The following is a 22051-nucleotide window of genomic DNA, read 5'->3' as shown; positions in this document are numbered from 1 at the left end:
TTTAACTTGTGGTCGTTTAACTTATGGTTGTAGAAACACTTTTGGCGTAAACGTGCCATGCAAGCCGTAGGGAATATGATGGCGCAGGGATAACCGTGCCACTGGGCCCGCCGTAATCTGGGCCGCATCAAAAATCAGAAGATGGGACTTTTCATCACTGGCATCGTATACCACCTGTAGTATCCACCCGTCTGCTTCCTTGCCTGGGGCCGCCCAGATCGGCTTATCTGCCTGTAACCCCTTTGGCACAAAAACCGGCTCACTGACAAACCCGTGGGGAGCGAAGGACCACAGTTGTTCCTCCCCTGTGATCAAATCTCGGCGTAACAGAGCTTGCAGAGGTGCATTCTCCACCGGATCATGACCCGCTGCCATATAGACATAGCGATAGGGCTGCCCGACCCAATGGGGATGGAGGGTGGGAAATTCACAACAGCGTGGATCGAGGCAATCAGGGCGGACACTGTCATCCTCCAGGTTGATCTGAATGCGCCACAGTTGACTGGGGGGTAAGTCGGCAAAATTGACATCCCGGAAATCCATGGCTGGTTGTGGGGCAGGAAAATGACTATAGGCAATGGAATCAATGGTGATTTGGCTCCCTTCCTCGTAGGCATTGGCATGGTGAAAGACAAAACAGGCGGGCATGGTCAAGCAGTGGGGAGTTCCCCCTTGCCGTGGCATCAGCCAAATGCGGGTGGGTTCTTGGGGATTGAAGCGAATACATTGGGCCGCCCCCCGCAACCCCAACAGATAGGGGATCGGATTCAGCGCGACCGGATTCTGAAAGAAAATGGCATAGGTGGGGGTGAGGGCAAAGTCATGAATAAAGGCAAACCCTGGAATGGCAAAGGTTTGTTGACTCGCTAATTTCCCTGCCAGATCAAATTCGTAGAGATGAATCTGGGTTTTCGGGCCGGGCTGAATACCAAAATTGACTAACCGTTGACCCTGGGGATCGATGCGGGGATGGGCCGCAAAGGTATCCTTGGGTTTCAGCAAGCCATCCAGGTCATCTAAGCCCATGGTATCTAGGGTTTGGGCATCTAGGCGATGGGGCAGGGCCGCTTCCCACAGGGCGAGTAATTTATTCCCCCAGTAAATCACCTGGGTATTGGCAATATTTTTAATGCGGGTATCCAAGAGATTGGCCAGCCAGCCCCCCGGTTTTTGGGTACCAAACACCCCCCGGTAGAGGATTTTATTAGCAGCTTCTTCGGCTCTATACCCTTCGGTGCGAACATGGCGATTGCGAAAATGGACTCGCCCTTCCACAAAGGTAAAGGCACAGATCATGCCATCGCCATCAAAGGGATGGGCAAAGGAGACTCCTCCCCGGTCAAGTAGGCCCGGGCCATTCCGAAAAAGGGTGCCCTCTAAGCCTGGGGGAAGGGTTCCTTCTATCTGATCAATCCAGTAGTCATGTTCCTGGGGTAGCGATCTCGTACCGCCACGCCAACCCTCCATGGTATAGAAGGGATGGTTCGTTGAAGTTATGGGAGTTATAGAATTCATTGGGGCCGATGTTCCAATTCGAGGGGTGTAGAGGGTTCCAGGTTAGGGACGGTTTCACTGGCAAGGACGTGAATCCCGGTTGGAGAAGGGATTTGTCGCGGTAGCCAATGGAGTAGGGGTAAGGGCAGCAGGGTACTGAGATTGGTAATAATCACCAGTAGCCAAAGGGCATCAAAATTGTGATCCGTAATTCCCAGCCAATGGGTGAGCAGGGCCCCCAATTCATGGGAGACTAGGCCCGCTAGGTTACTAATGGCCATGAGCAGGGCAAAGAGGGTTGCTTCAATTCCTGGGGGACACAGCCGGGCCGCTAGAATCAAAACCGGCATAAAGGCAATTTGCCCCATCACTGCCAAAATCAAACTATCCCCAAGACTAAACCAGCGATCGTCAATGCCCAAACTGCGATTGGCATGGGTGACAAGGATCAGGGTGGTCATCCCTAAGCTGGCGGAAATAATTGTACTCCAAAAGAAAATAACTCGCACCGGAATAGCTTTGAGAAAGCGTTGAAAGAACCAAACGCCTAGGAGTGAGGCCACACTGGTGACAAGGCGAACCCGGCCCAAAAACTCCGGCTGAAATCCTAACTCGTTGGTGGTAAAAAAGAAAAAGGCAGATTCGGAACCCGGGGTAGCCTGCCAGAGAAAGAGAAAGGCCACTGGCAGCCAGATGGTTTTCTGCATCAATGCTTGGCGAACTAGGGCAATGTGATCCAGGGTTTTTTTCAGGGCGGGGCGTTCGTGGATGGGCTCTTCGGCAATGGCGATCGCCACCCCAGAGACCACGAGGGGAAAGGTGGCGGTAATGGCAAAAACGGTACGGGTGGTGAAATGTTCTAGGAGTTGGCCACTAAAATAGGCCGTTAAAATTCCCCCTAGGGCCGTTGCTGCCCAGGAAAGAGATTGCAAGGTTCCCGCTTCCGTTGCACTTTCATGGCGGGCCCGCTCAACCACCAGGGAATCCACAATCACATCACTAATGGCAATGGACAGGGAGGCTAGGGCGATCGCCAACGTTGCTTGCCAGGGCTTCTCCACCCACAGGGATAAACTCAACCAGGCCCCACAGCCCAAGAACCCAGACAACACCAAATAGGAGCGTCGCCGGTAGCCTAGGAGGGGCAAACTATCGGAGATCAGGCCAAAGAGGGGTTTAATCACCCAAGGAATCGCTGCCACCCCCATTAAGGCAGCCACTTGGGCCGGGGACAGGCCTAACTCGTCCTTGAAAAAGAAACTAATGGCTAAACGGGCTAACCCGAGAATGCCCTGGACGAAATAGACCAGAAGGATCGCAAATAGCTCCCGACTGGGCTGCTGCCCAAAGAGGAGAATTCGCTGCGCCTCACTCTGCCATCGCTGAAATTGGGAAGGTTGAACCAACATTACCAAATGTTAAGAAATGTGCTTGCCTCCATCATATCGGCCTCTTTGCAAATGTGCTGGCCATCTCCCCCTTAACAAAGGTATACTTTTTTCTCTAGTGCTCTTGATTAAACGCTTTAGGTATCTGGATCGGTGGTTCAATATTCAGTCGCTTAGCCCGTCTGGCAAACCTTTTTTCATCAAAGCTGACGAAACTTTGGCAATTTTTACTGGCGGCAAGATGCAAGGCATCAGCAAAGTCCAGTCCTTGCAAATGCCAAACCAGGGATTGTTCAACGCGCTCCCAATGCTCGACTGTTACATGGGGTAAGCCTAAGAGATGGCGGACAACCTGGACAAAACTTTCCTGTTCAAAGCCGTAAAATGATCGCAATACCCACTCCAACTCCAGAATTACGGTGAGCGGAACGAAGAGATTGGAAGATTCTACAAAAACCTGACGGGCCAAGCTTTGCTGATGAGTCGCTTCAGGATCGTTGGGATCGTTAACATAGAACCTGGCCAGAACGTTTGTGTCAAGTCCAATCATCTTCACTCTGCATTGCCTGGGCAATATCAAAATCCCTCAGTCGCCTTGTTTTCCCCGGTGAACAGGTTAACATCCCAAATCCTTCTTCAATACTGGTCTGTAGCTTTGGTCGCTGAACTTCGGCACGGATAACATCTCCATCCAGCGTGAATGTCAACTTGCACCCTGGCTTAATGCCGAGTTTTTTACGGATGCTGATCGGAATAACGACTTGCCCTTTGTCTGAGACCGTTACTGTAGTCACGTGCAATCTTTTTACTTGGTAATAAAATTATAGTAAATCAGGCTAAAAATTTGGCGACGGCGGCAAACACAGCTTCTTTTTCATCGTCCAGGGTAATAATGTGATCCGATCGCTCCAGCCATTGCAGTTCCTTGGTTTCACTACCGAGGCGATCGTAGAGAAATTGTGCCCCTTGGGGATTCACCACCCGATCGCCCCAGGTTTGCATAATTAGGGTCGGGCATGTCACCTGGGACAGTTCGGGTTTGACAATTTGAATCAGGGCCAGGGCACTACGGACGGCGGCAAGATTAAAGCTGGGGAAAAAAGCGGCTTCCCTTGCCTGTTGCTGCATCTGGGGATTCCGAATCGGAAAGTGGAGGCGGGGTACTGTGGGCAGTAAATAGCCAATGGTTTGGGCCAATAGCTCAACGGGCACGGGAACGTAGGCAGGACGATAAATCGTGAAAAAGGGGCACAGGCAGACTAATTTCTGGAGGGGATAGGCAGCGGCAAGGTGTAATCCCAATAGGCAGCCCGTGGAAAAACCAACTACATCCACTTGGGGATAGGTCTGGGCGAGTTCCTGATAGGCTTCCAGGCTAGCGGCGTACCACTGTTGCCATGTAGAGGCAGGCATCTGGGCCGCCGGGCGATCGTGGCCCGGGTAGAGAATTCCTTGAACCGTTAAACCCTGGCCCTGGAGGTGTTCGGCTAACTCTCGCATTTCATAGGCCCCACCCCCTAGTCCGTGCAAAGATAAACAGGCACGATCAGGCGCAGAACCTTTTAGGAAAAAAGGTTGATTAACTAACAAGTCTGGTGAACTCTAGCCGAGATAATTTTGACGGGAGACGTATTTCTCAAAGGTGGCTTGGGTCTGGTGGAGTAATTGATTGCGACTGTCCTTCGTATTGCTTAAGGACGGTACAAGATTGCGGGCCTGGAGGGCCATGTGTAGTTGCAAATGAGCAACGTATTCGCTTAAATCTTCCCGCAGAACAGGGTCTCTTCCAAGTTGTTGCACAGACAAAGTGTTCTCCTCGATCTAACGCTCGATATTGCTGCTGAAATCAGCCCACATGATGCAATAGATGGAAATGATCTAGACAATGCTCTAGATAGAGTGTTCTAGACAAAGTTAGAACTGAGCTAATGCCAGATTGATCTAACTAGACTTGCTTAACTCCTTATTGAAGTTAGCACTAAAGTTGCCCGACGCTACAATTCGCAATCAAGTGTAACGTTTTTGGGGGTTTGTAAACAGATTGTTACATTTCCTGGGGGCGATCGCCCTCTCTCCACCCCATGTCCCCATTCCCTTGATTCTAGGATCGGAGTTCCGTACTAGGATAGAAGCACTTCAACCTGACGTTTTGGCTCAAGTCCTGACTCAAGTTTTGGGCTGTAATTGAGCGTTCATATAAAGAGGCCCTTCTTCTGCTGGTTCAAACGCCTATGCTAAAGCTACTTTCTCGCCTTCAAGGCCGCTGGATGGAATTAAGTATTGTCTTGCTGGCTAGTGGCGTGGCAACCCTACTCATTGGCGGCGTTCGCAGTTTAGGGGGACTACAGCCCTTAGAATTGGCAGCCTACGATCGCCTGTTTCAATTACGCCCTTTCTCCGGCCCCGATCCCCGTCTATTGGTGGTGGCGATTACGGAGGCAGATATTCAAGAGCAGCAGGCCCTCTCCCTCTCGGATCAGGTTTACGCCGATCTCTTTAGGGAACTTCTGCGTCATCAGCCCCGGGCAATCGGTCTCGATATTTATCGGGATTTTGCGGTAGAGCCGGGCCATGCAGAACTCAATGAGGTCTGGCAGAGTTCCGATCGCCTCTTTGCGGTAACCAAAATTGGGGATGAAATTCACCCAACCATCGCTCCGCCTACGGTTCTGCCCCCGGAACAAGTTGGCTTCAATGATGTCACGGTGGATGCGGGGGGAACAGTTCGTCGCAGTATTTTATTTCTCAGCGATGATACCGGTGAGACCCTTTTTTCCTTTTCCCTGCGTTTAGCCCTGCGGTATCTCCAGGATGAGGACATTTTTCCCCAGGGGAGTGAACGCGATGCCGCCATTATGCAGTTGGGAACAAGCAGTATTTTTACCCCCCTACGGCCCAATGATGGCAGTTATGTGGGCATTGATACCAATGGCTATCAGGTGATGCTCAACTATCGGGGAGATAATCGGGCCATTGAATGGGTCAGCCTGGGGGATGTTTTAGCGGGCAATGTGGATCCTCACCTCATTCGAGATCGCGTGATTTTAATTGGCAATACGGCCGAAAGTGGTAAGGATTTTTTCTATACCCCCTTTAGCTCCAGCCTGATGGATGATCAACGTATGCCAGGGGTGTTTGTCCATGCCCAGATGGTAGGACAGTTTTTAGATGCTGGGGAAAATCAAGGGGCGGTGATTTGGTTTTGGTCAGAGCCGCTGGAATGGGCCTGGATTGCCCTGTGGGCCTTGGTGGGAGGCCTATTGGTTTGGGGGATACGTCATCCCGTCGCCCTGGCGATCTCCGTGGGTGTGAGTTTAACGGGGCTATTTGCGATCGCCTATGGTGCCTTTTTATCCCTGGGTTGGATTCCCTTTGTGCCGCCAGCCCTAGCTTTAATTGTTTCCGGTGGGAGTGTGATTACCTATACGGCCCAACAGGCCCAGCGGCAACAGCAAATGGTGATGCGGCTTCTCGGTCAAAGTGTCTCTCCGGAAGTAGCAGAAGCCCTGTGGGAGCGGCGGGATGAACTGCTTCAGGATGGCAAACTCCCCGGTCAGGGCCTCACCGCTACCCTATTATTTACGGACTTAAAAGGGTTTAGTACGATTTCCGAGGGCATGACCCCCGATGGCCTATTTAACTGGCTCAATGCCTACCTGGAAGAAGTGGCGGACGTGGTCCAGTCCTACCATGGTGTGATTAATAAATTTACCGGTGATGGCATCATGGCGGTGTTTGGTGTGCCCATTCCCCGAGAAACCCCAGGGGAAATTGCCGAAGACGCTCGGAATGCCGTAGACTGCGCCCTGGCCTTGGGAGAGGCCCTAGGGGAACTGAATCGGGGCTGGGCAGCCCAGAATTTACCCCAGGTGGGAATGCGGGCGGGCATCTTTACCGGCCCCATTGTTGTCGGCAGTCTAGGGAGTAAAAGTCGGATGGAGTACGGTGTGATTGGGGATAGTGTGAATACCGCCTCACGCCTAGAAAGTGTGGATAAACATCGCCATCCTACCCCCTGTCGGGTTTTAATTGCCCAAGAAACCTTAGACTATTTGGGCGATCGCTATGAGGTGGAAGCCTGGGGTCCCCTGGAATTGAAGGGAAAAGAGCATCGGATCCAGGTGTTTCGCGTCCTCGGCCAGAAAGAGCATCCGCAGGTTCAAAACAATCAAGGTCTCCAGCCAGAGATCATCCCCGTAACCGCCCAACAACTATCTGGGGAAGCCGTACAATCCAGCAGTAGCCCGCATCTTTAATGCCTATTTTACTACCTGGGAAATTATCTAGAACACCCCTAGGAGTTTCCCAAACCTCCAATAGGCACTACAGTGGAGAAGGTTTGCCTTGGAGCTTGGTGAGAATGAACCCCGATACCCTACGCGATCGCCTGCGCTTTGTTTTAAGTAAGCGAGAAAGCCTACTGCAACTTCTAGAACAGCCAGACCTGGGCACCCTTCGCATTGATGTCAACCAAGCCCTTGAAGAACTGGATGAATTATTGGCCGAAGTCCAACGCACGTTTCCTGATCTGGAATCCTAACCGTCGGGAGAACTAACTCATGGTTGATATTGAGACCCGTTGGGTACAAATTGTGAATGGGGATCTACTCATAGATGCCTACCTAGCCCTACCCAAAGAGGGTGGCCCCTACCCTGGCATTATTGTCTTTCAAGAAATTTTTGGTGTAAATCATCACATTCGCGATGTCAGCGAGCGATTAGCCCAAGAAGGCTATGTTGTTCTGGCTCCGGCACTCTACCAACGCTTGGCCCCAGGCTTTGAGACAGACTATGGCCCAGCGGATATTGACTTAGGTCGCCAATACAAAGATCAAACCACTGCCGATGAACTGATCAGTGATACCCAGGCGGCGATCGCTTACCTGCGGGGCCTTGGCCAAGTGATCAATGCAGAGATTGGCACCATTGGCTTTTGCTTTGGCGGCCATGTCGCCTATTTAGCGGCTACCCTGCCGGAGATTAAGGCAACGGCTTCCTTCTATGGCGCGGGAATTGCCACCATGACCCCAGGGGGAGGACTACCCACGGTCAGTCGTACCTCAGAAATTCGCGGCAGCCTCTATGCCTTCTTTGGCGATCAGGATGCCAGTATTCCCCTAGAGCATATTCAAACCATTGAATCCGAACTTCACAAGCATGGAGTCCGCCACCATATCTTTCTGTACCCAGCGGATCATGGCTTTTTCTGTGATCAGCGGCAGAGCTACGATCCGGCGGCGGCGAAAGATGCCTGGGAGCAAGTTAAAACCCTCTTTCAGAGCGTATTAAAGGCCCCCTAAGGACTGGCAAAGCCACATCGGCCAGCCCTAAAATCAAAAAAGCAGCCCCTATGCGCTGACCCCAGATCCAACCCTAGGGCAAAAATAATGTCCATGAATCCTATAGATTCACTTTATGAAACAGACTTCTATGCCTGGCTTCAGGAGCAAGTTAAGTACCTACGCCTAGGGAAATTGGATCACCTTGACCATGAAAATTTGATTGAAGAACTGGAATCCTTGGGAAAACAACAACGTCAGGAGCTTCGCAATCGCCTGGGTATTCTGTTAGGGCATCTATTGAAATGGCACTACCAAAGCGAAGGACGTTCCAAAAGCTGGATCTACACCATTCGTGAGCAACGGCAGGAAATTCAGCGGCATCTCCGGGAAAATCCTAGCCTTAAATCCTATGTGAGGGAAGCCATTGAAATTGGCTATGGCAAGGGGTTAAACCTTGTCGGTCGGGAAACCCCCCTTGATCCAAGAATCCTGCCCCAATCCTGTCCGTTTTCTGAATTTCAGATCTTTGATGAGTCAATAGAAGAGCATTGATTATCGTGGCTTTGAAGTTTTTAATCACTTTTTGCCCCGTTTGATAGGGCTTGTTGAAACCAAGTCACCTTGCTTCGGGGCGATAGGATCGGTCAACTTAGGGAGTACCCGCTATCCATCCGCAGCTTCCCCAGAACAGGACTGCCCAGAACAAGACTGAGCGACTAACCAATCCACTAAGCGATGACTGCCCCAATGGCGATCGCCATCTTTCCATATCCGTTGGCAATGGCGAGAGCTAAAGTAGCCCACATGGCCGCCATGGCGAGTTAAACACAGTTTGATCTGGGTATTTTCCTGGGCCACTGCCTGGAGAATCGCAATAATGGTGGGGTCAAACAGAGGATCATCGGCGGCATAGAGAATATAGGTGGGTAAGGTTAACTGGCTCAGAAAGCGTAAGGGGCTACTGGCATAGTAATAGTCGGCAACGGTCGCAAATCCCAAACGGGGAATCACCAACTCCCGATCAAAACCGGCGATGGTCGTGGCCCGTGCAATCGCCCCTAGATCAAATTTCTGGGGATGATACCCGTGTAGTTGTAGGGCAAGGCGACGCAACTGGCGACTAATGGACTGCTCAATTCTTCGCCCCCACGGGGTTTGAACCAAATGGGTTAGGGAGCGGTTTGAGTCTAAGTTAGGGCAAATAACCGCTGCTCCTCCAATCACCCCCTCTGGATCATTTTGACCGGCCCAGGCTCCCCAGAGAGCTAACTGTCCCCCCAGAGAATAGCCCACACACCAGAACGGCCTTGGATACCCCAGGGCGATCGCCCGCTTGGCAATGGCAAGAAAATCCTGACCTTCCCTTAGACCATCAGCGGTGAGGGTGGGGGATAATTCGGCGGAACGACCATGGCCCCGCCAATCAAAGCGAATCACACTGAAACCCGCTGCATCTGCCCTAGTGGCCAATTGATCCAAAAACCACTGGTTGGTTAAATCTCCCGTAATGCCGTAGGTGGCAATCATCGTGCCGCGATCGCCCAGGTTGCGCCGCCCTTCACCATAGAGGGGAACTCCTTCAAAGCCCTCAAAGATATACTCCTGCTCCGGTTGCCAATGGCCAGAGGGAAAATATTTCTGACCAAAGGCCGTAAAAACAGTATGGACAACTCCAGAGCGCAGGGCCCAGGGAGGGAGATAGTCACGACTAGCCATAGAGATCAGCCATAGGGTTCTGGGGAAGACAGATTCAGCTTATAATCATGGCAAACCTGCGCCCCTTTTTGAGACATTTAGATTTTTAGATAGATTTTTAGACATATGGGGCGATCGCGTTGAGGTATCTTGTCTGGGGACATCCTGAATGAGTGTGCGGCTTCCTTTTTTAACTTCAACCAATTTCACTGGCCTAGTGAATGACCGATTTTGGCAAAATACTCTGCCAATACCGGCAACCAACCCCCTCAGTAACGGGCAACTTGTGCCGGATGTGGAATTACTTTGGGTACAGGAACAAAAATCCCTACGGCTTTCCTCAATTTGGACGCAACAGCCGGTTATTTTAGCCTTGACACGCATCTTTACCGAACATCAATACTGTCCCCTCTGTTTCCCCCACATTCAGGCCCTGAATGCCGCCTATGAAGACTTTCAAGGGAAAGGAGTCGAAGTATTACTCGTAACCAGTACGGATCCGGTGCAGAGTCAGACCATTGCCCAGGATTTGGATCTCAAACTGCCCTTACTCAGTGATCCCACCTGCAAAGCCTTTCGTCTCTATCAAACAGGTCAAGCCTTGGGTGCGCCCCTGCCGGCCCAGTTTCTGATTGATAAGGAGGGGAAACTTCGCTATAAGCACCTGTTCTCGTTTTTAGATGACAATGCCAGCGTCGATCGATTAAAGGCAGAAGTGGCTACTTTGGCCTAGTAATATTTTGGCCTAGTACTCTGAGGCAGGTTAGTTCTATCCTCTCACGTTCATCGCGCTAAGAGTTTGCACCAACGGGGGCGGGAATGGTGACATCAATGGAGGTGATGGGTATAGATTCCTGTTCCAGGAGTTCCCTTAGGGTGCGGCCCTCCCCAACAATCAACGTCGTTAAGTCATCGGGGTGTAAATGTTGCCGGGCTACCTGTTGAACATCTTTAATTTGGGTCGCTTTTACTCCCTGTTGATAACGAAAAATAAAATCACTGGGATAGCCAAAATACTCATAACGCATTAACCGCGCCAGAACTTGGCCGCTGTCACGAAAGTTAAATACAAAGGAGTTCAAAATTGATTCCTTGGCGTAGGCGAGTTCAGGGGCGGAAATGGGTTCCTGTTGCAGGGCTCTAATCTCAGTCTTGAGAGCTTGAATCAGGTCTAGGGTAGAACTGGATTGGGTCTGGCCCTTGCCATAGAAAATACCGGGGTAATCAAATTCAGGATTCCAGGCTGCGTAGACACTGTAGGCCAGCCCTTGCCGCGATCGCACCTGGTTAAATAGGCGACCACCAAAGCCATTCAGAACCCCATTGAGGACATACAGGGAAAACACATCCGGATCCTCCAGGGTTCCCCCTAAATGGCCCAGGTAAATATAACTCTGGCTGAGATTGGGGCGATCGACGAGAAATAGGCCCGGATCGTTTTTAGCAGAATTGATCACGGGAAGAGGCAAAGGGGGCGGCAGCGGTGGATTCCAGGCACCAAAGCGATCTTGGATCATCTGCTCCATCTGTTCCCGATCGAAATCACCGACAATCCCGAGGATCATGCGGCTAGGGTGGAGATAGGTATCATAAAATTGACCCACATCTTCCAGGGTGATATTGGCAATATCTAGGTATTCCGGGCTACGGGCATAGGGACTGTCACTGCCGTAAATGAGTTTATAAAATTCCCGCTGGGCGATCCCATCCGGGTTATCATTGCGCCGGGCAATCAGACCTTGACGACGCTGTTGGGCTAGGGCAAATCGATTCTCAGCGATCGCCGGGGTTTGAATCACCTCTGCAAACCAGTCCAATACCTCCGGCACATTTTCCCGCAAACTGGTAAAGTTCACCCGCCCTAGGGTTTTACCAATGCTCGACTCAATGGTGGCCGCCCGCTCCTCTAGTAATTGATCCAAGACCGGGGCCGGATGCTCCCTAGTACCGCCATTTCGCAGTAACTCCCCACTAATATCTGCCAAACCCACCCGATCCGGTGGATCCCAGCGGCTACCAGCCCGCAGAATCACACTTCCCCGCACAATCGGCCATTGATGATCCTCGATCAGGTAAACTGTCAACCCATTGGCTAAGTCGTAGCGATAGTAATCGGGGATCGTCACCTCCGGTAGGGGAGGCAGGGAAAGCTCACTGTAGTGTTTTGCCGTTGCAGCCATGGCGTTTCCATTGCCCCATCCTAAGGTTATAAATAGGATTATCCCAAGACCTAAACCCTTTAGGGAGAATAGAATCCCTGGGACTGTTTGCCCCCCCCTAGGGGCGATCGCCCCCCATAGCCATTGACGCAGCCGGGCCAAATAATATCCAACAAGGGAATGTCTTGGTATTTTGACCATAGGGAAAATTTGATTATGATTAGGGTGAGGGCTTATTTATTATACCTTCAATTAATTAAAATTCATTCATTCCTTGAGAAACTAAGTTGCGTTTCCAGCCATCATCGGTTTAATGCTCAATGGGCTTGCTACGTAATACTTAACGTCTCTTATTATCGTTCTATGGTCATCCTCTAAAAATTCTTATTCTTTGCTTCCTAGCAGTGATCCCTTACCATGAAAGCCCGTCGTGACTATCCCTGAAGAACGTATTCGCCATCTCTTGGTTATCCAAGATGAACAGGGACGGCGCACCGTTTCCTTAGATTCGGGAACCTATTCCCTGGGCCGCCATCCCAGTAATACGATTGTGGTTCACTCCCAGATGGTCTCTCGTCAACATGCCATGCTGCTGCGGGTGTTGGATCCAGAATCTGGAAACTATTTCTTTCGTCTAATTGATGGAGATCTCCAGGGTAAACGCAGTGTTAATGGAACGACGGTCAATGGTAAGGCCTGTACTTCCTGTATTCTCAAACACCGGGATCTGATCATTTTTGCCGGGGATGTGCGGGCCCGATACCATGCGGTTTCAAATTTGTCGGACTCCGCCTTTTCCCGCTACACCAAGGCAGCCCAACTCTCCAGTAGCCCCGTTGCCAGTAAAAGTTTACCCTTTGAAACTTCCGGGCTGTCCGTTGCCGATATTAAAAAACTCAGCGATGTCCAACTGTTACGCCTATCCTCATTTCCAGAACTGAGTCCAAATCCAATCCTAGAGCTAGACCCTAGCGGTAAACTAACCTATCTCAATCCGGCGGCAGTGGCGGAATTTCCCGAGATAAGTCAAGGAGACCCGGTTCACCCCCTCTTAAAAGACTTAGAGCAGTGGACTCAAAGCCCCAATCGCTGCTTTTTTATTCGGGAAATTGAAGCCGGCGATCGCATCTACGAACAGACCATTCATTGCTTACCGGAAAGCGATCTGGTGCGCTGTTATATTGTCGATATTACTCATCGCAAAAAAATTGAGCAGGCCCTACGGGAGAGTGAAGAGCGTTATGCCATTGCAGCGCGGGGGGCTAATGATGGACTGTGGGACTGGAATTTGCTCGATGACAAAATTTACTATTCTCCCCGCTGGGCTGCCATGATTGGTTACGAACCCGGTAGCTTGGCTGATGTTCCTGAGGATTGGCTCCAGCGGATTCATCCCGACGATCAAAACCGCGTCAACCTCGAAATTGAAGAGCATTTGTCAGGACTACGCCCCCACCTTGAATGTGAGTTTCGCCTCAAGCATCGGGATGGCGGATACCGCTGGATGAGATCGCGGGGGCAAGCATTACGGGATGAAAATGGCATCCCCTACCGCATGGCGGGTTCCATGACCGATATTACCGAGTATCGCCTCATTCAAGAGCAAATTCTCCACGATGCCCTTCATGATGCCATGACCGGCTTGCCCAACCGGATTTTGATCATGGATCGGATCGGTCAAGCCCTCAATCGCTGCTATCGCCGCCCCAATTATATATTTGCGGTGCTATTCCTGGACGTGGATCGGTTTAAGGTCATTAACGATAGCCTAGGGCATTTATCGGGGGATCAACTCCTCATCGGCATGGCCCAGCGGCTACAAACCTGCCTCCGTAGTGAAGATACGGTGGCTCGCCTCGGCGGGGATGAGTTTGCCATTCTTCTAGACGATATTTCCAGTACTGACTTTGCTGTCCAAGTATCAGAGCGTATCCTCAAAGCCCTATCTCGTCCCTTTTTGATTGATGGCCATGAGGTTTTTGCCACCACCAGTATTGGCATTGCCCTGAAAAACCCAGACACTCGAACCCCAGAGGATCTGATTCGAGATGCGGACACGGCCATGTATCGGGCTAAATCCCTGGGTAAATCTCGCTATGAGGTATTTAGTACGGCAATGCGGGTGGAAACCTTAGCCATGATGCAACTGGAAACCGAACTACGGCGTGCTATGGAGCGAAAAGAGTTTCGCGTTTATTACCAGCCCATTGTTGACTTAAAAACTGAAATCATTGTTGGCTTTGAAACCCTATTGCGGTGGCAGCATCCCCAGCGGGGAATTATCGCACCGGGGGAATTTATGGCGATCGCCGAAGAAACGGGATTGATTGTGCCCATTAGTTGGTGGGTGATGGAGCAGGCTTGCCTACAAATGCAGGAATGGAAGGGGAGCTTTCCCCATAGTGATCACCTCAGCATTAGTGTGAATTTAACCGGGCGACATTTTCAACAACCGGATCTCCTAGATAAACTGCAAGTGATCCTTGAAAAAACAGGTTTTCCGAACCATCGCTTGCGCTTAGAAGTGACGGAGAGCATCCTGATTGAAAATACAGACGTTGCGATCGCGGCCCTTCAAGAAATTCGCCAATTGGGTATTAAGCTCTATATGGATGACTTTGGTACGGGCTACTCCTCGTTGAGCTATTTGCATAAGTTTCCCATTGATACCCTCAAGATCGATCGCTGCTTCATTGAACACCTAGATAGTGAAGATACCCGCGCCAATATTGTGCCCACCATCATTACCTTGGCGAAGTCCATGGGTTTAGAGGTGGTGGCCGAAGGCATCGAAACCCTAGGGCAATTACTGAATCTGCAAGCCCTAAACTGCACCTACGGTCAAGGATATTATTTTGCCCGTCCCCTTTCCCGTGAACGGGTGATCCTCATGCTGGAACAAAACAGTCTCACCGCCCAAGCGGGCCTATTATCATCCCTTTGAGCCCCCTAATTGCCAATCCCCAAACCTTAAAGCTCTAGACCCGTGATCCGATCTAAAACCTCGGCATAGGCGGCCACATTATCTTGGTTCAAAAAGAGTTGACTGGCCCGATTGAGATCTCGCTGGGCCCGCTGGCGATCGCCCAGTTGAAAGTAGGCCAGTCCGCGATTCACAAAAGCATCGGCAAAATCCGGAACCAGTTGCAAACAGGTGTTATAGTCGGCGATCGCCCGGGCAAACTCACCCAATTCATAGTGGGTATTACCTCGGTTATAGTAGGCCGTCACCCGGGTTGGATCCGCCTGAATGGCCCGGTCAAAGTCCCGTAGAGCCGCCCGAAAATCTCCCTGAAGACTATATAAATTACCGCGATTGACAAAGGCCGCCGCATCAAAGGGATCCAAACGAATCGCCATGGAATAGTCCGCAACGGCCCCCTCAATATCTCCAAGACGATCCCTAGCCAATCCTCGATTGTAGTACACCTCTGGTAGGGCACTGCCCAGATCAATTACCAACGTAAAGTCAGCGATCGCCGCTCCATAGTTCTGAATTAAGGCCTGTTCAACCCCCTGCTTAAAGAGACGTTCCGCCGCGTCCCTATCCTCCGTTGCCCTAATGGGTAATGGCCCACCCCCCATAAAAGTCAGCGTAAAGATGAGTAAGCCCCCGGCGATCGACGGTAAATGAACACAGTAACGATACAGCGGTTTGAACATCCCAGACAGCATGATTGCATTTACAGTACGGAAAATATTTCCCCTCATTGCCATCATACTCATTGTTCCCCAAGCCTATGCTGCTCCTGATGCCCTTGGGCCTGATGCTTTGGGAGTGGATGGAGAGACTGGGGAGACTCCCCAGGGAATAGAACCGGAATCCGATACCCCAGACCCGCCCCCCTCCCCCAATCAAGATGCCCTATTTGAAGAAGTTTTTGGCCGCCCCCGCACCCCCAGAGGTGTTCAACGGGTTGTGGTTCCTTTTTTTATTAACGATTTAGAACAGGGGCAAGTTCTCGTTTTCATTGGTCAAGCATCCGCATCTCCGGTGCAAATTCAAGCAGACCCCTTTCTGGTACGCCTGGCAACATTCCTACGACCCGAACTCCAGCAAACCCTAGAGGCTAATGTGAGCAATGAGGGCAACTTACCCCTAGAGGCTCTGCAACAGGTGGGCTTAGAGGCGTTATTTAATGAGCGCACTCTGGAGCTGCGAGTGGATATTCCCCCCGTATTGCGCCGCACCAGTATCTATAACCTGAGTCAAGTGGGGGCACCCCCGGAAGCGGCTACGGCAGTTCGTCCGGCAACGGTCAGTGGTTTTTTGAATGTTCGCGGCGGTCAAGATGTGGTGTGGACGGGCCCCGATAGTGAGCTTGTTGGTCGGCAACCTCTCTCCCTCAATTTTGACGGTGCCTTTAATCTCAAAAACTGGGTCTTTGAAGGGAGTACCACCTATACGGAATTAGGGAATCCTGAATTTGTCCAGGGAGATCTACGCTTGGTACGGGATGATCCGCTGCGGGGAATTCGCTACGCTGCCGGTAATCTTAACCTTTCGACCACGGGCTATCAGGCTTTTGTGCCCATGTTGGGCCTATCTGCCAGTCGGAATTTCACCCTCCAGCCCTACCTCACCATTCAACCCCGTGGTAATTTCCAGTTCACCCTGGATACCCCCTCCGAAGTGGAAATTTATGTCAACGGCTTTTTGCGGCAAACCCTTACCCTACCGGCCGGCCCCCAAGACCTACGGGATTTGCCCCTGAATGTGGGGGTAAATAACATTAGCCTCGTGATTACCAATGCCGTGGGTCAGGTACAACAACTCAATTTTTCGGCGGCGGTGGCTTCGGATTTACTGGCCCAGGGGATCCAACAGTTTAGCTATAATATCGGCTTTCCCGTGGATGAAACTACCTCTGGAACCTTTCGTAACTATGACGTTGAAACCCCCCTACTAATTGCCGCCCATCGCGTCGGCCTCACCAATGCATTAACCATGGGCGGCTACACCCAGGCGGATCCCAATCAGCAACTCCTGGGATTGGAAACCGTTAAGGCCACCCCTTTGGGCAATATTCGCCTGGATACGGGCCTGAGTCATTTTGATGGCAATGTGGATTATGGTTTACGGCTACGCTATGAATATTTAGACCTAGGGCCCCAAAGTCGTTGGCAACCTGTCTTTCGCCTTGCCCTAGAGCGGCGGGGGGGCCAATTTCGTACCTTTGACGATCGCATCAGTTCCCTTTTTCCCGAAGATTCGCTCTTTCTCCAAGGATTCGATTGGAGTGTCTCCAGTAGCTATAGTCAACGCTTACCGGCGGGCATCACTGGCAATGTCGGGTTTAATTATCGTCGCGGCCGGGTAGAGGATAATCTCTCCCCCGATAGCTATAGTGCCAGCGTCGGTTTGGGGCGATCCTTCCCCAATGGCCTAGGGGTGAATCTCAATTTAGTCCATCGCCAAGACACCAGCGGCGAGCAGGATCATCAGGTTCTTCTGAATTTGCAATGGCTCTTTGCGCCCCGCCAAAGTATCAACAGTCAAACCAGCATCTCTCAACAAAATGACTTTCGTCATACCCTACGCTGGAACTACCGCACCCAGGCCCTTGTGAATGGCTTTACCACCAATATAACTGGCGAAACCTTGACGGAAGAAAATAATTTATTAGGGAACTTAAACTACACTGGCTTTCGCAATGAGTTAGCGGTGCTGCATCGCTTTAATAGCCCAATAGTGAATGATACTACCCTCCGCGCCAATTCCCGGACAACCTTTGGCACCGCCTTTGTCTTTGCCGATCGCGCCTTTGCCCTATCCCGGCCCGTCACCGGAAGTTTTGCAATTATTACCCGCAATCCGGCCCTAGGGAAGCAAACCGTGGGAGTTAATCCTAGCCTCAATAACTATGTCGCCCAGGCTGATCGCTTTGGCCCCGCCGTTGTCCCTAACTTAACCCCCTATTACGTCACCAGCCTACGCATGGATGCCCCGGATTTACCCTTGGGTTACGATTTGGGAGATACCCAATACAATGTTTTTCCCACCTATAAAAGTGGTCTAGTGATTCAGGTGGGAACCGATGCCAGCGTCTTCCTGCGTGGGGAACTGCGGGATGCCCAAGGGGAACCCCTCGGTCTGATTACCGCAGACGTAGATGATTTATCAGACCCCGATCGCCCGTCGGTTATTTTATTTACGAATCGCGTGGGCAGGTTCGCCCTAGAGGGATTTCGGCCCGGTCGGTATCAAATCCGTTTTCGCGATCGCCCCGGGCCACCCCTCACCTTTGACATTCCTGAAACCCAAACCGGACTCTATGACTTAGGCACGTTAACTGTTCCCTAAACAATTCCCGCAACCGCTCCCTAAATATACCCTTGCTCTTCTAGGAAAAATCTGAGGGCCGTCGGAAAATCAGGAAACTCCTGAATCACTTCTCCGGCATCATTGTAACGGGTCAAACCCCAGTCAATAGTCGGATCATAGTTTTCTAGCATCACCTGCCAGGCCGACTCAAATTCACCGATCAAGGCCATCTGCCCCACGTACCCTGCCAAGGCACCATTCACGGGAATCTTGTCCTGCTTCGCCTCCATAATCGTGGTATACATTTCCATTGCCCTAGCCTTTAGGTAGGTAGGGTATTCTTGGGTAACATTCACCAGCCGATCCTGCTCTAATCGATAAATTGCCGAGGGCGGAAATGATCCAACATAGGGGGCAAAGGTATACAAAAAAGCAGGATCAATTGCGACTAGTTCCTCTCGACCGTCCCCGTCTAAATCTTTGAACTCACCTCCCCCATCTAAGGGGCCTATATCAACCCTCTCGAAGCGATCGCCCCGCCAGGAAAAAATTTCATACTGCAAGCAACAGCGAGATCCCCCGGTAAAGGTCGTCACCACTACGTCCAGGGAGGAACGCCCCTGCAAAGGTCTGAAACTCACCTCGCCAAAATAGTAGGTTTCCCGGCGATCGCTCAGTTGGAGTTGATCGTTATAAAAAACCTGATAATCCAAATGGAGCTTCCAATCCATCTCCCGATCGGGTTGGGAACGCAGGATCACCCTAATCGCTCCTTCCTCAAGGGATTGCTCCCCTGGGGTAGGTTGATCACGATTAACCCGAATACTCGGCTGCTCTGACCCAAAACCTGGCAGGGAACCAAGGATTCCCACCCCTAGGAAAACCACAAAACCAAGGCAAATCAGACACTTCCGACGGATCATTGTCGCCGCGTTATTAATATTGAATACCACGAATTCTCACCATAAAAATGACCAAAGCCACTGGAAAGAAGCCATGAGTAGACTGTTTTGAATAGGGGGAAAATCCCTTCGGCATCAAAGGCATCCATACCAGTTTTGAAACGAACGGCTATAGGATCTCTGATTTGAGTCTTACCCTTTCGGAATAAGTTACCTTTTCGGGGATTTGAGGGGGGCTATGCGGGGGATGTATAGCCCTATCTGATTACTAAAGTAGCTCAAAAGTCAGATAGAAGCAAGACCCTCGTAGAATAAATTTACAAACTTTACAATTGGCAGGCCAGCTAGGCTTAAAGTCTCTAGGGTAGGGCGTTGCAGAATAGATTATGTTACGCTTAAGGAACATTTCGGACGCATTGCATGAACCTGAATGTTTTGTTAAATCCTTACGCAATCTTCTCGGACACCCTAAATAGTGCGCCCAATCAGTTTCATTGGAATCTTTAACTATGCATGATGTTGCCTCCCTGAACCGCTCCCTCAATAGTGGGTACGAAGTCATTGTCATCAGGCCCCAATCCCTACAGGACACAACGCTGATTGTGCAAGCTTTACGGGCAGATAAAGCCGTTATCCTGAATTTGGAAGAGCTAGACATCTCCGAAGCCCAGCGCATCTCAGATTTTGCCGCCGGTAGTACCTACGCCATCAGTGGTAATCAATCTCGCCTAGGGGATGGGGTCTTTTTATTTACTCCCAATATTATTCAGATCAATGAGACCGCCTCCCCCCAAGCTGCTACGGCAGTTCCTGCCCGCTAGTCACCTTTACCACCCATCCTCTTCGGTTTCTTTAAGGACCTCTAGATCGAGATCATTGAGGTAACTTAGGGCACTATTAATTTGGGTGAGTGTTCCTTCAATTTCTAGCTCAAACCAGCCATCCTCATTCCAGCTTCGAGTCAGCAGGGCACTGGCAATATTAATTCGTAAGTTAAATTTTGACACCAGATTAGAAATGACTGGCTCCTGGTGGTATCGCTTATCAATACGCAGAAAAATTTTCTTGTGGTTCAGGCGGTTATCTTGATCTATCGCATCAGTGGTCATTGTTTACTCTCCTAGGGCTGTTTGGGCATTCCTTAATTTTCGCCGAGTTTTGCGCTCTAAAATCTCCTTGAAGATCAGGGTGATAACGGCAAGGAGGGCCAAGACCACCGCTGCGGCATAGGAAGATTGGGTGGCATAGTTTTTATAGGCTTCTTCCACAAACAGGGGTAGACTTTGGGTTTTACCGCCAATATTGCCAGAGACCACTGCCACGGCTCCAAATTCTCCCATGGCCCGGGCATTGGTGAGTAGGACACCATAGAGTAGACCCCAGCGAATATTGGGGAGGGTGACGCGCCAGAAGGTTTGCCATTCACTGGCCCCTAGGGTCTGGGCCGCTTCATCTTGATCCATGCCCACCTCTTCCAGTACCGGAATTACCTCCCGGGCCACAAAGGGTAGGCTGACAAAGGCGGTGGCTAGAACCATTCCCGGAAAGGCAAAGATAATCCGAATATCTGCTTCTTGTAACCAGGGGCCCAGCCAACCATTCCGTCCGTACAGCAAGACCAGCATTAATCCAGCGACGACTGGAGAGACTGAAAACGGTAAATCAATGATACTTAGTAGTAAGGCGCGACCGGGGAAATGATGGCGGGCGATCGCCCAGGCAGCGCACAGGCCAAACACAGTATTAATGGGAACTGTCACTAGGGCCAACATCAGGGTCATCCAGGCGGCATGGAGAAACTCTTTCTCTTGCAGGTTCTTGAGAAATGGGCCAAGACCGCTGGCAAAGGCTTGGTAAAAGACATTCGCCGCTGGAATGATTAACACCAAGCCCAGGTAGAGAATAGTCACGAGAATTAAGGCCGTAGGAACCCAGGATTTCTTTTTAGTTAATGGTGGTTTAGCGATCGTCATAGCGGCGGCCCCAAGCTTGAATTAAATTAATCACAAACAAAATCACTAGGGAAATAACAAGCATGACCGTACCAATGACGGTGGCTGCTTCGTAGTTGTACTGCTCTAAACTTTGGAACACTAATACAGGGGCAATTAAATCCTTAAAGGGCATATTTGCGGCAATAATGACAATGGATCCGTACTCGCCCACTGCCCGGGAAAAACCGAGGGCAATACCCGTTAAAATAGCAGGCGTGAGGGGCGGCAAAATCACTCGCCAAAAGGTTTGCCATTGGCTAGCCCCTAAGCACCAAGCTGCTTCTTCAATTTCCTTTTCCAACTCTGTGAGTACCGGCTGCACCGTCCGAATCACAAAGGGCAAAGAAATAAACACCATGGCCACCCCCACTCCCAAGCGGGTAAAAGAGACTTTAATGCCGAAGGGAACCAAGAGGGAACCGATCCAACCTTTATCACTGTAGATAGTGGCCAAGGTCAACCCCGCCACCGCCGTCGGTAAAGCAAAGGGTAAATCGACGATCGCATCAATATATCGCTTGCCCACAAACTGATAACGCACCAATACCCAGGCCACTAAGGTACCAAAGAAGCCATTTATGATTGCGGCAAAGAATGCCGTTACAAAGGTGACATCATAGGCAGAAAGGGCAATGGGTGTAGTGGCAACTCGCCAAAACTCGGCTGGCCCAGCGGTACTAGCCTTGGCTAGCATGGCGACGGTGGGAATGAACAGCATCACGCTGAGGTAAAACCAGGTGATCTTCCAGACCCAGGGCATGCGCCACAGGGATATGAGCAAGAGAGCCAGGGAATTTTGGCTTGGAGACTGTTTAGGCAATGGGGTAGTGGAAACCATGGTGTTCTTTAATAACGGTTTATAGCTAGGATAA

General features: G+C 50.8%; 21 protein-coding genes and 1 riboswitch. Of the genes, 8 read left to right on the top strand and 13 right to left on the bottom strand.

Annotated features, from left to right (window positions below; translation table 11 throughout):
• Positions 1–21 precede the first annotated feature (21 nt).
• The 6 genes from L3556_RS15770 to L3556_RS15745 form a co-directional block, all read right to left on the bottom strand.
• Positions 22–1515 carry a carotenoid oxygenase family protein gene (locus L3556_RS15770; RefSeq protein WP_277868289.1) on the bottom strand — a complete coding sequence of 498 codons (1494 nt, stop codon included), beginning with the start codon at positions 1513–1515 and terminating at the stop codon, positions 22–24.
• Positions 1512–2903 carry a folate/biopterin family MFS transporter gene (locus L3556_RS15765; protein WP_277868288.1) on the bottom strand — a complete coding sequence of 464 codons (1392 nt, stop codon included), beginning with the start codon at positions 2901–2903 and terminating at the stop codon, positions 1512–1514. Before L3556_RS15765 ends, L3556_RS15770 begins: the two co-directional genes overlap by 4 nt.
• Positions 2904–2997: 94 nt before the next feature.
• Positions 2998–3432 (bottom strand): type II toxin-antitoxin system VapC family toxin, encoded by a 435-nt coding sequence (locus L3556_RS15760; protein ID WP_277868287.1) that lies wholly within the window; start codon positions 3430–3432, stop codon positions 2998–3000.
• A complete protein-coding gene (locus L3556_RS15755) occupies positions 3419–3676 on the bottom strand; it encodes an AbrB/MazE/SpoVT family DNA-binding domain-containing protein (RefSeq protein WP_277868286.1) in 258 nt (85 codons plus the stop codon). Before L3556_RS15755 ends, L3556_RS15760 begins: the two co-directional genes overlap by 14 nt.
• 37 nt (positions 3677–3713) lie before the next feature.
• Positions 3714–4472, bottom strand: a complete 759-nt coding sequence (locus L3556_RS15750; protein ID WP_277868285.1) for an alpha/beta hydrolase — start codon at positions 4470–4472, stop codon at positions 3714–3716.
• Between the two features lie 12 nt (positions 4473–4484).
• Positions 4485–4682: a hypothetical protein gene (locus L3556_RS15745; RefSeq protein ID WP_479682454.1), complete on the bottom strand. Its 198-nt coding sequence runs from the start codon at positions 4680–4682 to the stop codon at positions 4485–4487.
• 431 nt (positions 4683–5113) lie between these two features.
• On the opposite strand from L3556_RS15745, the gene L3556_RS15740 reads away from it, so the two are divergent.
• The 4 genes from L3556_RS15740 (at position 5114) to L3556_RS15725 (ending at position 8716) form a co-directional block, all read left to right on the top strand.
• On the top strand, positions 5114–7138 hold the full coding sequence (locus L3556_RS15740) for a CHASE2 domain-containing protein (RefSeq protein WP_277868283.1): 2025 nt from the start codon (positions 5114–5116) through the stop codon (positions 7136–7138).
• A 104-nt stretch (positions 7139–7242) separates the two neighbouring features.
• Positions 7243–7422: a hypothetical protein gene (locus L3556_RS15735; protein ID WP_277868282.1), complete on the top strand. Its 180-nt coding sequence runs from the start codon at positions 7243–7245 to the stop codon at positions 7420–7422.
• 19 nt (positions 7423–7441) lie between these two features.
• A complete protein-coding gene (locus L3556_RS15730) occupies positions 7442–8182 on the top strand; it encodes a dienelactone hydrolase family protein (protein WP_277868281.1) in 741 nt (246 codons plus the stop codon).
• A gap of 87 nt (positions 8183–8269) precedes the next feature.
• The gene (locus L3556_RS15725) at positions 8270–8716 is read left to right on the top strand and encodes a DUF29 domain-containing protein (protein ID WP_338405767.1); all 447 of its coding nucleotides are present in this window, start codon (positions 8270–8272) and stop codon (positions 8714–8716) included.
• A 111-nt stretch (positions 8717–8827) separates the two neighbouring features.
• On the opposite strand, the gene L3556_RS15720 is transcribed toward L3556_RS15725, so the two are convergent.
• Positions 8828–9880: a YheT family hydrolase gene (locus L3556_RS15720; RefSeq protein WP_277868280.1), complete on the bottom strand. Its 1053-nt coding sequence runs from the start codon at positions 9878–9880 to the stop codon at positions 8828–8830.
• A 148-nt stretch (positions 9881–10028) separates the two neighbouring features.
• Between L3556_RS15720 and L3556_RS15715 the strand changes: the two genes are divergently transcribed.
• Positions 10029–10592: a peroxiredoxin family protein gene (locus tag L3556_RS15715; protein ID WP_277868279.1), complete on the top strand. Its 564-nt coding sequence runs from the start codon at positions 10029–10031 to the stop codon at positions 10590–10592.
• Between the two features lie 58 nt (positions 10593–10650).
• On the opposite strand, the gene L3556_RS15710 is transcribed toward L3556_RS15715, so the two are convergent.
• The gene (locus L3556_RS15710) at positions 10651–12039 is read right to left on the bottom strand and encodes a M16 family metallopeptidase (RefSeq protein ID WP_277868278.1); all 1389 of its coding nucleotides are present in this window, start codon (positions 12037–12039) and stop codon (positions 10651–10653) included.
• A gap of 409 nt (positions 12040–12448) precedes the next feature.
• On the opposite strand from L3556_RS15710, the gene L3556_RS15705 reads away from it, so the two are divergent.
• Entirely contained in the window at positions 12449–14962 is a 2514-nt protein-coding gene (locus L3556_RS15705; protein WP_277868277.1) for an EAL domain-containing protein, read from the top strand.
• A gap of 26 nt (positions 14963–14988) precedes the next feature.
• Here the strand turns inward: L3556_RS15705 and L3556_RS15700 are convergent, their stop codons facing one another.
• Positions 14989–15681, bottom strand: a complete 693-nt coding sequence (locus L3556_RS15700) for a tetratricopeptide repeat protein (RefSeq protein ID WP_277868276.1) — start codon at positions 15679–15681, stop codon at positions 14989–14991.
• 10 nt (positions 15682–15691) lie between these two features.
• On the opposite strand from L3556_RS15700, the gene L3556_RS15695 reads away from it, so the two are divergent.
• The gene (locus L3556_RS15695; protein ID WP_277868275.1) at positions 15692–18322 is read left to right on the top strand and encodes a fimbria/pilus outer membrane usher protein; all 2631 of its coding nucleotides are present in this window, start codon (positions 15692–15694) and stop codon (positions 18320–18322) included.
• 20 nt (positions 18323–18342) lie between these two features.
• Here L3556_RS15695 and L3556_RS15690 read toward each other — a convergent pair whose 3' ends face one another.
• The gene (locus tag L3556_RS15690) at positions 18343–19236 is read right to left on the bottom strand and encodes a hypothetical protein (RefSeq protein ID WP_277868274.1); all 894 of its coding nucleotides are present in this window, start codon (positions 19234–19236) and stop codon (positions 18343–18345) included.
• Positions 19237–19313: 77 nt separating this feature from the next.
• Positions 19314–19410, bottom strand: a riboswitch (cyclic di-GMP riboswitch).
• Between the two features lie 284 nt (positions 19411–19694).
• On the opposite strand from L3556_RS15690, the gene L3556_RS15685 reads away from it, so the two are divergent.
• Positions 19695–20006 carry a cell division protein SepF gene (locus L3556_RS15685; protein WP_277868273.1) on the top strand — a complete coding sequence of 104 codons (312 nt, stop codon included), beginning with the start codon at positions 19695–19697 and terminating at the stop codon, positions 20004–20006.
• Positions 20007–20012: 6 nt separating this feature from the next.
• On the opposite strand, the gene L3556_RS15680 is transcribed toward L3556_RS15685, so the two are convergent.
• The 3 genes from L3556_RS15680 to cysT are packed head-to-tail and all read right to left on the bottom strand — an operon-like array spanning position 20013 to position 22017.
• Positions 20013–20294, bottom strand: coding sequence for an NIL domain-containing protein (locus tag L3556_RS15680; protein ID WP_277868272.1), 282 nt, complete (start codon positions 20292–20294; stop codon positions 20013–20015).
• Positions 20295–20297: 3 nt separating this feature from the next.
• Positions 20298–21158: a sulfate ABC transporter permease subunit CysW gene (gene cysW / locus L3556_RS15675; protein ID WP_277868271.1), complete on the bottom strand. Its 861-nt coding sequence runs from the start codon at positions 21156–21158 to the stop codon at positions 20298–20300.
• A complete protein-coding gene (gene cysT, locus L3556_RS15670) occupies positions 21145–22017 on the bottom strand; it encodes a sulfate ABC transporter permease subunit CysT (protein WP_422110796.1) in 873 nt (290 codons plus the stop codon). Before cysT ends, cysW begins: the two co-directional genes overlap by 14 nt.
• Positions 22018–22051 lie beyond the last annotated feature (34 nt).

It is taken from the genome of Candidatus Synechococcus calcipolaris G9 (genome assembly GCF_029582805.1).
In the GTDB taxonomy this organism is placed as follows: Bacteria; Cyanobacteriota; Cyanobacteriia; order Thermosynechococcales; family Thermosynechococcaceae; genus Synechococcus_F; species Synechococcus_F calcipolaris.
Note: the sequence above shows the minus strand (reverse complement) of the source record. Positions and strands in the feature narration are given on the sequence as shown.